Source organism: Robertkochia solimangrovi (assembly GCF_007279655.1).
GTDB lineage: Bacteria > Bacteroidota > Bacteroidia > Flavobacteriales > Flavobacteriaceae > Robertkochia > Robertkochia solimangrovi.
Window position 1 is genome coordinate 1 of the sequence record NZ_QKWN01000002.1, and the last position, 12,879, is coordinate 12,879.

The window sequence follows — 12,879 nt, forward strand, 5'->3', positions numbered from 1 at the left end:
AAAACGGAAAACAGTTTACTGCTTCACTGTGTTACGATGTGACTCCGTAACAGGTAACCCAGTAACTCAGTAACCTTGTAAAAGAAAACGGAAAACAGTTTACTTCATTACTGCATTACTGTTTTCTGCATTACTGTTTACAACCCCACTTTAATAATGTAACTAATGTTGAGTTATGAGTTATAGCTTGTGTAACAATAGGGCAAATAACAGGTAACAGAAGTAAACTTCTTAAAAATTTACCATCAATCTCCCTAATATCACCAGTGTCACCAGTGTCACCAGTATCACTAATATTGTACGTATTCTATGATTTCAAGTCCGTATCCGATAATTCCAACCCTTTTTGTCTGGGAGGAATTGGATAGAAGTTTGATCTTCGAAATATCGAGATCATGGAGGATCTGAGCCCCAATTCCAAAATCTTTTGAATCCATCACGATCTTAGGAGCTTTGATCTCACCTTCCTGTTGTAACTTTTTAAGCTCGCTGAGACGGTTTAAAAGGTTTAGTGAAGAAGATTCCTGATTGATGAAAACGATAGCACCTTTACCTTCCTCATTGATCGCTCTGAACATATAATCGAGCTTTTTATCGGCATCGTTGGTTAAAGTACCCAGGATGTCATTATTAACCAGCGTTGAGTTGATCCGGGTAAGCACGGGTTCATCTTTTTTCCAGCTGCCTTTGGTTAGGGCAATATGGATCTGTTCGTTTGTGGTTTGTTTATAGGCCCGTAATCTGAATTCTCCAAAACGGGTCTGAATATCGAAATCCTCTTTCTTTTCGATAAGGCTGTCGTGCTGCATTCTGTAGGCAACCAGATCTTCGATGGAAACGATCTTGAGGTCGAATTTTTTGGCTACCTTCATAAGTTGGGGTAAACGCGCCATACTTCCGTCTTCATTCATGATCTCTACAATAACCCCTGCTGGATATAATCCGGCAAGTCTTGCAAAGTCTATAGCTGCTTCAGTATGCCCGGTTCTTCTGAGTACGCCACCTTCCTTAGCTGCCAATGGAAAAATATGTCCTGGTCTGGCCAGATCGAAAGGTCTCGTGTTCTTATCGGTTAAGGCAAGTACGGTTTTAGCCCTGTCACTGGCTGATATACCCGTGGTAACTCCATTCCCCCGAAGGTCGATGGATACGGTGAAGGCAGTTTCCATAGGATCGGTATTATTCCCAACCATTGGATGCAGTTCGAGTTCTTTACAACGTTTTTCAGTGAGGGGTGCACATATAAGTCCTTTCCCGTGCGATGCCATGAAATTGATCATTTCAGGGGTTACACGTTCAGAGGCTGCTACAAAATCACCTTCATTTTCACGGTTTTCATCATCAACGACGATAATAACCTTCCCATTTCTTATATCTGAAATGGCTTCTTCTATAGTGTTGAGCTGAATTTTTTTCTCAGACATTTCCGCAGTCGTGATCATTGCTATATTTTCGTCAAAGATACTTATTTTGACTCAGTCTCGTCCTTTTTCTTGAGAAAACTAAAGAGTTTCATGAACCGTTCGATTACTGCACCTGAATCAAAAATGGCCTTGTCTGCAGTTGCTCTTTTGGTAAGAAATATTCCCAATGGAAGCATTACCAGGGTAGAGATCCATGCAGCCAGTGCCGGTTCCATACTACCGTCTTCTGCAAAATTGGTAGCGAACATTCCAACGAAAAGATATACCAAAAACAGGCTGATCGCCAATACCATAGGCAGACCAAGTCCTCCTTTTCGAATGATGGCGCCCAAGGGAGCCCCTACGAAGAACAGAATGAAACAAGCTACTGGTAGGGCGAACTTGTTATGCAGTGCCAGGTAATGGACATTAATTCTTTTGATACGTATCTGAATATTACTTCCTTTTCTTCGGTTATCCTGAATGGTCTTTAAGCTGTTGGCAATATCGTTCTTTGCCATATCAAGTAATTGTGAACGTCTCCAGGTTTCAAAATATCCGAGAATATCATCTGTCGTCAGGGTGCTGAGGTCTGCTGATTCGAGTACTTCGTTCTTTCGGATATTCATCTTCAGTTCCAGTGCTCCACTGCGACGATAGAGATTCTCTCCGAAATTGCTGAAGTACTTTCGGTTATCCAGGAAATTGGTGTCGATAGCCCGTAGCAGTTCTTTTGCATTCAGCATCTTATGCGTGTTACTGATGTCTTTTTCATCCAAATCCTGGTTGTTGAGTTGGCTAAGGTCGATGTTCATCGTATAAGTCTCGAATAACCCTTTGGCAAATGGATATTTTTGTCTTTGTTTGATGGTTTTAGTGAGGATATCCTCATAGTAATGACCATCCTTCAGTACCAGTTGCATGTAATTAGATCCTTTGGAGTTTACCAATTCACCGCTTACTGATTTGATCACCTGATTATTCTTACTATTATTGGCCAGTTTGTGAATTACAACATTGTTCAGGATCTGATCGTTATCCCCGGTCTTTTTTTCAACCTTTATATTGAGTTCGGTTTCAGGTATATTGTTGAAGATTCCTTCACTGATAACCATGGCTGGTTTCAGGTTTGCAATGTTCCTGCGCAGATTATAGGATTCGAATTCCGCAGCTGGCATTACGTAGTTTGCAAACAGGAAAGTTCCGATACTGAGGATAGTTATGAAAACAATGACCCCTCTCATCGCTCTGAATAGGGATATACCCGAAGATTTCATCGCTGCAAACTCATAGTTCTCCGCAAAACTTCCAAAAGTCATGATGGAAGCCAGGAGTACGGTAAGGGGCAGCACCATTGGGATCAGGTTCGGTGAATAATAGAATAGGAACCTGCCGACGATCAGCATATCGATTCCTTTTCCTGCCCATTCATCGATAAAGAACCATATAGATTGGAATACAAAAATCAGCATCAATATGACGAAAGAGCTGATAAAATTGTACAAAAATCTGGATAGAATGTACCGGTCTATTAATTTCACTGCCTAATTTCTTATGATATAGTAACCCTGGTCGGAATATTTTTCCTCGTCAAAAGTAAACAAGGATTTTGAAATAGGCTGGTCTGTTTTAAAAGAATTAACTGTGATCGTTGTTTTGGTCCCGTTTTTACCGGTTTCGATCAGGTTATAAATGTGCTTGGTCTGTTTGTCAATCCCCAATAGAATCTGTTTGATCTCCGATTTGCTATCGATAGGTACGAGTGCTACGTATTGGATCTGTCGGCCTTTAACGTTCTGTAGGATATCCATTTTATAATTATACCCTTTTTTATAGAAGGTCAGCATTTCAGAGGGGGTTATGGTACCCTCTTCATCTTCTGCGCCTTTCCCATCGATCACTACTTCTTCATTCTCAGGAATGATGGTATATGTCTTCTCACCATCGAATATTTTAGTGGCTCCGAGATAATTAAACAGGTACTTATCTCCCTGGAGAGTTACGTCACCACGGGTTTCCTGATGGATATTCTCCTGGTTGTTATCCAGTGCATATTTGAATTCGATATAAATGTTATCGTAGCTTGTAGCTTTTCCATATACTTCATCAAGCAGGGCCTTCGCTTTAGGATCACTTTGTGCGTTTACGAACGTACAGATCATCAGGAGTAAAAAGGCAAATCTCTTCATTTTAAGCTTAATTTTCGTTGTTTAATAATTGATCCAGGGCAACCATATCCGGTATGAGTACCTGACGTGCCTTGCTTCCTTCGAACGGACCGACGATTCCGGCAGCTTCGAGCTGATCGATCAATCGGCCGGCACGGTTATACCCCAGTTTTAATTTTCTTTGTAACAGGGATGCCGATCCTTGCTGAGCGATAACGATCACTTCAGCCGCTTCACGGAATAATGCATCTCTGTCTGATACATCTATATCAAGTGCCGTGCCAGAATCCTCACCGACATATTCCGGAAGGAGGTGTGCATCAGGATAAGCGCGTTGTCCGCCAATATAGTCAGTGATCTTGGATACTTCAGGCGTATCAACGAAGGCACACTGTAATCGTGTCAGGTCATTACCCTGGGTATATAACATATCTCCACGGCCGATAAGTTGATCTGCTCCGGGTGAATCCAGAATCGTTCTTGAGTCGATCTTGGAGGTTACCCGGAAAGCAACCCGCGCAGGGAAGTTTGCTTTTATAATACCGGTGATCACGTTCACCGAAGGACGTTGTGTTGCTATGATGAGGTGAATTCCGATCGCCCTTGCCAACTGTGCCAGACGAGCGATAGGTGTCTCAACTTCTTTTCCTGCAGTCATGATGAGATCTGCAAACTCATCTATCACAAGAACGATATAAGGAAGAAACTGGTGTCCGTCATTTGGGTTCAGTTTACGAGCCTTGAATTTTGTGTTGTATTCCTTGATATTTCGAACCATCGCATTTTTCAAAAGCTCATAGCGATTGTCCATTTCGATACACAGGGAGTTTAGGGTATTGATCACCTTGGTATTATCGGTAATGATCGCATCTTCACTATCCGGTAGCTTTGCAAGGAAATGCCTTTCGATCTTATTGAAAAGCGTTAGTTCCACCTTTTTAGGATCCACCAGCACGAATTTAACCTCTGCAGGGTGTTTCTTGTATAAAAGTGAGGTGAGCATAGCATTGAGTCCGACCGACTTACCCTGACCGGTAGCTCCTGCCATTAACAGGTGAGGCATTTTAGCCAGATCGACGACGAAGGTTTCATTACTGATGGTCTTCCCGAAAGCGATCGGTAGTTCCATTTCCGCATTGTGGAATTTCTTGGAAGCGATTACAGAGCGCATCGATACGGTGGAAGCCTTTTTGTTCGGTACTTCGATACCGATGGTACCTTTCCCTGGTATCGGAGCAATAATACGGATACCCAGAGCTGAAAGGGAAAGTGCTATATCATCTTCAAGGTTCTTGATTTTGGATATACGAACTCCGGCAGCTGGGACGATCTCATATAAAGTTACGGTAGGACCGATAGTAGCTTTGATCTGACTGATATCGATCTTATAGTTTTTAAGCGTATCTACAATACGGTTCTTATTTTCTTCCAGTTCCTCCTGGTCGATAGTTATGCTACCGGCACCGTAATCATTCAACAGGTCTAATGGAGGGAATTTATAATTGCTTAGTTCCAGTTTCGGGTCAAATTCGCCGAAATCACTGACCAGTTTTTCAGCGCGAACTTCAGATTCCTCTTTTTCCTCATGAACTTCAACTTCCATTTGAAGTTCTGTATCACTGTCGGCGGTATTCTTCGCAACCGATGGTTTAGAATACATATCATTAATACTATGCTTCAGAACGGGTTCGGGTACATCTTCCTCATCATCAGCGACTCTGACCTCAAAAGAATTTTCGATATCAACATCGGAAGTTTTATCCGGATCCGTGAATTGATCACTGTTGATAACCTGTGGCGTATGCTCTTCTATATCGCTTTGCGTAACGTTCTCTGTATTGATCGATTTTTCCGGTTTTGTTGCGAAAGTCGCTTCGATCTCACTTCTTGTAACCCGGAAAGCATCCCCGATCTTTTGAGGGGTAAGTTTCAGGCGTAAGACGGAATAGGTGATCAGCATAAAGAACAGGAGCAGGGCGATGCCGATATTCCCGATATAGGCCCGCATGAAATCGTTCATTTCAAATCCTATAGTTCCGCCGAGAAGCGGAGCACGGGAAGCGAAAAAACCTAAAAATATCGATAACCAAATAATGATAATGACACCCCAAAACCATCGATTGGTTAGTTTTTTAGTGTCGATATTCAGGAAAAGGAATAATCCGGTTTGAAATAGAAGGATCAGAAATATAAAGGAAGCGATCCCGAAACCTTTATAGATAAAAAAGTGGGAAATTCCTGCTCCAAATTTATTGAGCCAATTCTCAGCTTCTACTTGACGATCTCCGAATTCTTTTAGTAAACTCTGATCTTCCTGCCAGGTGGAGAAGAAGGAAATAAAGGCAATAAAGCATCCGATGCTAAACAGCATCAGTAAACTACCAAGAATGATCTTTTGTTGATGAGAAAGTTGAAATTTTGGTAGTTTTTTAGTTGAGGATGAATTATTTTTTTTGGTCTTTTTCCTGGCCATTAGCAACTATAGGTTTAAAACAAAAGTACTAATTACAAACGTACAGTTTGCATTTATATTTTTAAAATATTTTGGGAATGTAAATGATCAATCCGATGATAATGGCGATAATCGCAGTCAGGAAAACAGCTCCAGCGGCCAGATCCTTGACGCTGCCGATAACCTTATGATAATCGGGATGCACAAAATCGGAGAGCTTTTCGATGGCGGTATTTAAACCTTCTGCTCCCAGAATAACCGCTATGGTTATGAGTTGTATACACCATTCCGTAGCGGAAATATCAAAGATGAATCCGGCAATACATACCAGAATGGCAATGGTTGTTTGAACCTGAATGCTGGGTTCGGTTGTAATTAAAAGGTACGCTCCTTTCGAAGCGTACCCGATACTTTTAAGTCTGTTTTTTATAAAGGAATTCATCGTTTTATAATACGGCAAGTGCTGCCTTGTAATCCGGCTCATCCACAATTTCAGGAACTTGCTCTGAATAAAGCACTTTTCCAGATTCATCCAGTACGATCACAACGCGACTTAATAACCCTTGTAAAGGCCCGTCTGTAAAAACAAGACCGTAATCTTCTCCAAACTTACCATCGCGGAAATCCGATAGATTGACGACATTCTCCAATCCTTCAGCGCCGCAAAACCTTGCCTGAGCGAATGGAAGGTCTTTGGAGATACACAGCACCTTGGTATTTTCCAAAGACGACGCACTCTTATTGAATTCGCGTACCGAAGCAGCACAGGTACCGGTATCAACACTTGGGAATATATTCAGGATCACTCGGGAACCCTCAAAGTCATTTAAAGTTTTTCCGGAAAGATCCGTAGCACAAAGCGTGAAGTCCGGAGCTTTACTACCTGTTTCCGGAAGTGTACCGGAAGTATGAATTTCATTACCTTTTAATGTTACTGTTGCCATTATGTATATTTAAGTTATATCGTAAAATTACAAATTATGAGTTATGAATTAAGCATTAAGAGTTAAGAATTATGGATTATGAATTATTTACTGCGTTTCTGTTTCACCGCTTCACAAGGTAACATGTAACATCGTAACTAAATCGAATTGAGAATTTAGAATTGAAAATTGAGGATAAGGTAAAAAGCCTACAGCTCACTACACAATTGCCACCAATGCCACTATTGTCACTAATTATTGCTTATTTTCTATGTTTAAATGTTAATAATTACGAATAACCGAAAAATCATGCTGTTTGACCCTTTCACTTGAAGGTGAGTTGAATACATGGTACTTTCACCCTGTGTTTACAAAATAGTGAATGCCCTTTCTGTACTTGTTGTAGTATAGGTGGTGAAGGACTTATATAAGTTTTGACCCGGTTTGCCCTGAATCATGTCTGTGACTTTCTTTACTTATGTCCAAAGCTTTAACCTGTAAAATTTATGACTATGAGAGGGATCTTGTGTACAGGAGTGATGGGCTTATTATTGACAGCCTGCTCCCATGATGTTATCGATGTGTTGGATCCGGACAATGACACGGATACTGTTAAAACTTTTACGCTTCACATTCCGGATGTTGATGAACTCACATCCTCCACCAATTTATTAAAATCTTCTGCGCGTACGCAAACCGGAGATGTTGAGATGTACTTCGAATGTGGCGAATTCTCATTTACGGAAGAGTATTACAGTAATAATGAATCCGGTCTCTATTATGTGAACGCCCTTACCGATAACGATGAAATCATCGGTCATCGTTTATATATAACTTTTGGAGTACCGAGCTATGTTACGGGGCAGATATCAAATATTGAGGTGGTATCACCGGATCTCGGTGTTATCTACACGGTAGACCAACTAGAAGGATTTAATCGTCATTGGTTTACGGTGCCTGAAGTTTCTAATGCAATGTATTTAAAATATGAAACGGAATATGGTACTGTTTTGAGTGACCTTGCCACGGCATCACCAAATGGAGTCTCAATAGAAGTATGTGATTATACACCAGATTGCGATCTACCAGAAATTCAGAAATTATTGAAACTTCTTCCGGATACTTTTACCGTTAACTTCTACGAAGATGAAACCTTGGTTAAAAGTCTCACGGATCTCACCGCAGGCGATCATACCGTCGAAATAAGAGGAGGGGTTTATGATATCCGGATTGAAAGTCAGTTTTCGGAAAAGTCCGGGAATTCGATGATTCCTGAGATGACGACTTTAAATCTTCCTTTAACCGGAGGAGACACCGCTGTAGATCTGGCAAGCAATAATACAGTAGAACTGGATGTATACAGCGAATATGCCGCTATATTTACACATAAGAAGGAATTACGCGCTTACACGAATAACGGTAGTTCCATCTTTCCATATTTTTTATATAGTGAGGAAGGCTCTGCCTATGATGAGTTTCCCTTATGGTCAGTAGATTATGGAGCATACTATTTGGCCTTGTTGCATTCTTCTGCGACGAATCCTGAAATGAAGATTTTTAGCAGAGAACAGTCAAATGATCCGTTGCTTTATCAACCTGAAAATCTGAAACCACATACGCTTTATAAGTTACGTGTCTGTGATGTTTACGAACCGAGTATCACCTGGGAACAACGTGAACTTCCAGAGATCCACTTTACGCTTACAAGACAGTAAGAGTTAAGAATTAAGAATTAAGAATTAAGAATTATGGATTATTAACTGCGTTACTGCTTCACTGTTTCACAAAGTAACATGTAGCAAGTAACTCAGGTCACTCTGGTATTTTGGGCTAAAGGCCCACAAATAGCGACGACACTTTACAGTGCGCCAGCAGACGAAAAGCTTTTAACCCAACGATATAAAAAAAAGGCTACCTGAAAGGCAGCCTTTTTTTCTTTTTCTTTTTCAATTTTTCCCATCGGGAGGGGAGGAACTATTTATCGATAGAACCAAGAACCCTTTGCATAAAGGCATTGAGTGCCTTTTTTTCGTCTAATCCGTCCTCGCGAATCATTTTATTGACCTCCAGGGCTCCATACATATTGGAAAGCAATTCTCCTATCACATCCAATTCTTCATCTTTTAATGAAGGTACTTCCGTTATTGCTTCCAGTGTTTCAATGGTTTCAATAACATAATCCTGGTCGTTCTCAGCGATGAACTTCGATAGTTGTTTAATTACCGGCAGCTTCATCTATAAAAGATTTTAGGACATCAGTTTTATTGGTCTGAACCTGGTTCGCTACAGTTCCGTTCTTAAAAACGGCGAACGTAGGAAGGTTATCAACGTTAGCCAGTTTCCTTGATTCAGGATATTTCTCAGCATCCACGATCGCAAAAGTTGCATTCTCGTGCTCCTGAGAGAACTTCTTGAACTTAGGCTTCATGATGCGGCAATTACCACACCATCCGGCTGAATACTGTACAAATACAGTTTCGTTCTCCTTTACCAGTTCAGTTAAATTATCTTGTGCTAATTCTACTAACATTATATGCTTAGTTTACGCTTAAATATTCAGCAACTCCGGTTCTGTTTGCAGACATTGCCTGTTTTCCTTCTTCCCAGTTTGCAGGACAAACTTCACCATTCTTCTGAACGTGTGCATAAGCATCGATCAAACGAAGGAATTCGTTTACGTTTCTTCCCACTGGCATATGGTTAACACCTTCATGAAATACTAAACCGTCTTCATCGATCAGGTAGGTTGCACGATACGTAACGTTATCACCTTCGTAAACATAGGAATCAGTTTCTTCGTTATAGGTTTCAGAAGAAAGATCAAGGATACGAAGCATATTAGCAAGGTTTCTGTTGCTATCTGCTATCAGTGGATAAGTTACTCCTTCGATTCCACCATTATCTTTTGCAGTATTCAACCAAGCGAAGTGAACTTCAGCAGTATCGCATGAAGCACCGATCACTAGGGTATTTCTTTTTTCAAATTCAGGAAGAGCTGCCTGGAAAGCATGTAACTCTGTAGGACAAACAAAGGTGAAATCCTTTGGATACCAGAACAGGATTACTTTCTTTTTATTCTTGATCGCCTCTTCAAGAACATTGATCTTAAAAGTGTCTCCCATTTCATTCATTGCATCAACTGCAATATTTGGAAATTTTTTACCTACTAAAGCCATTTAAATTTTTGTATTAATGTGTTAAACTTTACCGCAAAAATACGACTTCAGCTCAGGGTGTAACTGCCTTTTAGATTATATTAACTTATGATAAAATAGGCTTCTCTAATGGGCGTAAAAAAGAGGGGCGAATTATGATTAATCCTTAATTTTTGGGGGAGGAAATTGTGTACTTCGTAACGAAAACGTTAGAATGTTTTGGGGTTTTTAAATATGAATTTGTACTAACCCAGTGACGTGCACCTGACGGTGCTTAGTGTCGATCTTGATTGCTGACGCAATCAATTCTCTAGTGTCGCGGGTTGTTTTGCTGGCGCAAAACTCCCTTGAGTGTCCTTACGGCTCGCTTCGCATTGCCTTTTTGGGTTCGCTGCGCATCGCCTTTTTGGGCTCGCTTCGCATTGCTTTTTTGGGCTCGCTTCGCATTGCTTTTTTGGGCTCGCTTCGCATTGCTTTTTTGGGGCTCGCTTCGCATTGCTTTTTTGGGCTCGCTTCGCATTGCTTTTTGTACCGGATCGTATTTATTGATCATGTACTTGACATAAATGTCATTTAAAGGATTTTCCATATTTCAATCTTTTATGTGTAGAAAAAATTCTATAATATAGATTTCTAAACTAAATTATTATGGGAGTAATATCAGATAAGAGTTTTCAATTTGCCTTGAATGTGGTTGATGTTTTTAAACAATTAAATTTAGAAAAGAAGGAGTTTGTTATGAGTAAGCAACTTCTTCGCTCAGGAACAGCGATCGGTGCATTGTATCGCGAAGCAGAATATGCGGAAACGAGATTGGATTTTATCCATAAACTTTCCATTGCTCAGAAGGAATGCAGTGAATCTATATACTGGATCGAACTCTTGCGCTTGGCAGAACTTATCGACCAGAAAGATTATGAAACTCTTACCACCCAATCCATGAACCTGATGCAACTTATAAAAAGATCCATCATAACCGCCAAGTCCAATAAGTCGGACAAAAAGGAAGAAAAATGAGCCTGCGAAGAAGAAAACCTGAGCCCGCGATGAAAGCAATGCGGAGCGAGCCCCAAAAGGCAATGCGACAATAAAATAAGGCAATGCGAAGCGAGCCGTAAGGACACTCAAGGGAGTTTTGCGCCAGCAAAACAACCCGCGACACTAGAGAATTGATTGCGTCAGCAATCAAGATCGACACTAAGCACCGTCAGGTGCACGTCACTGGGTTAGTACAAATTATTATTTCTTAACCAACCTCCTGATCTTAATATTCAACGCCGCAAACAATAAGGTCATAAACGGACTCAAATAATTGAAAAACGCATACCCCATATAAGAAACCGTATCTACCCCAAGTACGCCACTTTGATAGGCACCACAGGTATTCCAGGGAACAAGAACCGAAGTAACTGTACCTGAATCCTCCAGAGTACGACTTAGATTTTCCGGCGCGAGACCTTTATCCCTAAAGGCCTTTGCATACATTTTGCCAGGTACTACGATAGCGAGATACTGGTCTGATGCAGTAGCATTCAGAATCACGCAACTTCCTACAGTACTGGCGAATAATCCGAATACCGTATGAAATGCTTTTAGTAAGGCACCACTGATTCTGGATAAGGCACCAATACCATCCATGATACCACCAAAGACCATGGCACAAAGTATAAGCCAGATAGTCCCGAGCATTCCCTGCATTCCTCCGGAAGTGAAAAGATCATTAAGAGTAGCGTTAGTAGTTTCAACCGCAGTATCCACGGTGATCGCATTCATTAGTCCTTTATAACCAGAGATAAAATTCAGATTGTCTGCCCCGGATACTGCCAGAACGATATCCGGTTGAAAGATCAACGCAAAGATTCCTCCTAAAAGCGTACCTACCAGCAGGGCAGGAAGTGGAGGCGTTTTCATAACGATCAGACTGATCACGGCAACAGGTACCAGAAACAACCAAGGCGTAATATTAAAAGCTTCATCGATCGATGCAAGCATTCCCGAAGTATCAGGGGCTGCAGATGTATCTAAAGTTAATCCTATAATTGTGAAAATAATAAGTGTAATAATAATCGTAGGTACCGTGGTAATCGCCATATAACGAATATGGGTGAACAGGTCAGTACCCGCCATTGCAGGGGCAAGGTTGGTGGTATCACTCATCGGGGACATTTTATCTCCGAAATAAGCTCCGGATATAACAGCACCAGCCGTCATTCCTGAAGGGATTCCCAATGCATTACCAATTCCCACCAGTGCAATACCAACGGTAGCAGAAGTGGTCCAGCTACTTCCGGTAGCGATAGAAATAATAGCACAGATCACTACACTGGCAGCCAAAAAGAAGGTTGGATTCAAAATTTGTAAGCCGTAATAGATCATGGCAGGGATTACGCCACTGATTAACCATGTTCCCGCTAAAGCACCTACAAAAAGCAGAATGAGGATGGCACCGGAGGTCGATTTAATATTATGAGCGACCTCTTCCATCATGGTATCAAAACTCACTTTGTTCCATAAACCTACCAATGCCGCAACCGCACCTCCAATAAGCAGAATGAACTGATTACTTCCACTGAGTGCATCATCACCATAAACAAAAACATTAAAAGCCAGCAGGCCCACTAAAATAACAATAGGAAGCAACGCTTCCCAAATACTCAATTCTTTGTTTTCGATGATCTTTTCGTCTTCCATGAAGTGGGCTTTTAGGGAGTTTTTTAAAAATTAGTTGTAATGTTACGATTTACTGTGACATTTTCCAAACCTTTATCCAGTGGTAGG

The 12,879-nt window shown here is 41.0% G+C and carries 13 protein-coding genes; 2 read left to right on the top strand and 11 right to left on the bottom strand.

Translation table 11 applies throughout. The features are described from left to right. Window positions 1-290 precede the first annotated feature (290 nt). From ribB to tpx, 6 genes are all read right to left on the bottom strand, one after another. Window positions 291-1,442, bottom strand: coding sequence for a 3,4-dihydroxy-2-butanone-4-phosphate synthase (gene ribB / locus DMZ48_RS04030; RefSeq protein ID WP_242009109.1), 1,152 nt, complete (start codon window positions 1,440-1,442; stop codon window positions 291-293). Between the two features lie 23 nt (window positions 1,443-1,465). Beyond that, entirely contained in the window at window positions 1,466-2,944 is a 1,479-nt protein-coding gene (locus DMZ48_RS04035; RefSeq protein WP_143953844.1) for an LptF/LptG family permease, read from the bottom strand. A 3-nt stretch (window positions 2,945-2,947) separates the two neighbouring features. Continuing rightward, window positions 2,948-3,592 (bottom strand): outer membrane lipoprotein periplasmic chaperone LolA1, encoded by a 645-nt coding sequence (gene lolA1 / locus DMZ48_RS04040; RefSeq protein ID WP_143953845.1) that lies wholly within the window; start codon window positions 3,590-3,592, stop codon window positions 2,948-2,950. A 7-nt stretch (window positions 3,593-3,599) separates the two neighbouring features. Continuing rightward, window positions 3,600-6,044 (bottom strand): FtsK/SpoIIIE family DNA translocase, encoded by a 2,445-nt coding sequence (locus DMZ48_RS04045; protein ID WP_143953846.1) that lies wholly within the window; start codon window positions 6,042-6,044, stop codon window positions 3,600-3,602. A gap of 61 nt (window positions 6,045-6,105) precedes the next feature. After that, window positions 6,106-6,465 (bottom strand): diacylglycerol kinase family protein, encoded by a 360-nt coding sequence (locus DMZ48_RS04050; protein WP_143953847.1) that lies wholly within the window; start codon window positions 6,463-6,465, stop codon window positions 6,106-6,108. A gap of 4 nt (window positions 6,466-6,469) precedes the next feature. After that, entirely contained in the window at window positions 6,470-6,967 is a 498-nt protein-coding gene (gene tpx, locus DMZ48_RS04055) for a thiol peroxidase (protein WP_143953848.1), read from the bottom strand. A 491-nt stretch (window positions 6,968-7,458) separates the two neighbouring features. Here tpx and DMZ48_RS04060 point away from each other — a divergent pair, with 491 nt between their 5' ends. Next, on the top strand, window positions 7,459-8,661 hold the full coding sequence (locus DMZ48_RS04060; protein WP_143953849.1) for a hypothetical protein: 1,203 nt from the start codon (window positions 7,459-7,461) through the stop codon (window positions 8,659-8,661). Between the two features lie 259 nt (window positions 8,662-8,920). Here DMZ48_RS04060 and DMZ48_RS04065 read toward each other — a convergent pair whose 3' ends face one another. The 4 genes from DMZ48_RS04065 to DMZ48_RS04080 form a co-directional block, all read right to left on the bottom strand. Continuing rightward, a complete protein-coding gene (locus DMZ48_RS04065) occupies window positions 8,921-9,181 on the bottom strand; it encodes a DUF6952 family protein (protein WP_143953850.1) in 261 nt (86 codons plus the stop codon). After that, window positions 9,162-9,476 carry a thioredoxin family protein gene (locus DMZ48_RS04070; RefSeq protein ID WP_143953851.1) on the bottom strand — a complete coding sequence of 105 codons (315 nt, stop codon included), beginning with the start codon at window positions 9,474-9,476 and terminating at the stop codon, window positions 9,162-9,164. The genes DMZ48_RS04065 and DMZ48_RS04070 overlap by 20 nt, the downstream gene beginning before the upstream one ends. 7 nt (window positions 9,477-9,483) lie before the next feature. Then, window positions 9,484-10,122: a peroxiredoxin gene (locus DMZ48_RS04075; RefSeq protein WP_143953852.1), complete on the bottom strand. Its 639-nt coding sequence runs from the start codon at window positions 10,120-10,122 to the stop codon at window positions 9,484-9,486. 289 nt (window positions 10,123-10,411) lie between these two features. Further along, window positions 10,412-10,690 carry a hypothetical protein gene (locus DMZ48_RS04080; RefSeq protein ID WP_143953853.1) on the bottom strand — a complete coding sequence of 93 codons (279 nt, stop codon included), beginning with the start codon at window positions 10,688-10,690 and terminating at the stop codon, window positions 10,412-10,414. Window positions 10,691-10,749: 59 nt separating this feature from the next. On the opposite strand from DMZ48_RS04080, the gene DMZ48_RS04085 reads away from it, so the two are divergent. Beyond that, window positions 10,750-11,118, top strand: coding sequence for a four helix bundle protein (locus DMZ48_RS04085; RefSeq protein ID WP_143953854.1), 369 nt, complete (start codon window positions 10,750-10,752; stop codon window positions 11,116-11,118). Window positions 11,119-11,340: 222 nt separating this feature from the next. Here DMZ48_RS04085 and nhaC read toward each other — a convergent pair whose 3' ends face one another. Continuing rightward, complete coding sequence (gene nhaC, locus DMZ48_RS04090) at window positions 11,341-12,792, bottom strand: Na+/H+ antiporter NhaC (protein WP_143953855.1); 1,452 nt, start codon at window positions 12,790-12,792, stop codon at window positions 11,341-11,343. Window positions 12,793-12,879: the final 87 nt, after the last annotated feature.

Bases quoted from the DNA above. Each gene is read 5' to 3' on its own strand.
- DMZ48_RS04045 (WP_143953846.1), bottom strand. From the start codon at position 6,044: ATGGCCAGGAAAAAGACCAAAAAAAATAATTCATCCTCAACTAAAAAA.
- DMZ48_RS04060 (WP_143953849.1), top strand. From the start codon at position 7,459: ATGAGAGGGATCTTGTGTACAGGAGTGATGGGCTTATTATTGACAGCC.
- nhaC (WP_143953855.1), bottom strand. From the start codon at position 12,792: ATGGAAGACGAAAAGATCATCGAAAACAAAGAATTGAGTATTTGGGAA.
- ribB (WP_242009109.1), bottom strand. From the start codon at position 1,442: ATGATCACGACTGCGGAAATGTCTGAGAAAAAAATTCAGCTCAACACT.
- DMZ48_RS04085 (WP_143953854.1), top strand. From the start codon at position 10,750: ATGGGAGTAATATCAGATAAGAGTTTTCAATTTGCCTTGAATGTGGTT.
- DMZ48_RS04075 (WP_143953852.1), bottom strand. From the start codon at position 10,122: ATGGCTTTAGTAGGTAAAAAATTTCCAAATATTGCAGTTGATGCAATG.
- tpx (WP_143953848.1), bottom strand. From the start codon at position 6,967: ATGGCAACAGTAACATTAAAAGGTAATGAAATTCATACTTCCGGTACA.
- DMZ48_RS04070 (WP_143953851.1), bottom strand. From the start codon at position 9,476: ATGTTAGTAGAATTAGCACAAGATAATTTAACTGAACTGGTAAAGGAG.
- lolA1 (WP_143953845.1), bottom strand. From the start codon at position 3,592: ATGAAGAGATTTGCCTTTTTACTCCTGATGATCTGTACGTTCGTAAAC.
- DMZ48_RS04050 (WP_143953847.1), bottom strand. From the start codon at position 6,465: ATGAATTCCTTTATAAAAAACAGACTTAAAAGTATCGGGTACGCTTCG.
- DMZ48_RS04080 (WP_143953853.1), bottom strand. From the start codon at position 10,690: ATGGAAAATCCTTTAAATGACATTTATGTCAAGTACATGATCAATAAA.
- DMZ48_RS04065 (WP_143953850.1), bottom strand. From the start codon at position 9,181: ATGAAGCTGCCGGTAATTAAACAACTATCGAAGTTCATCGCTGAGAAC.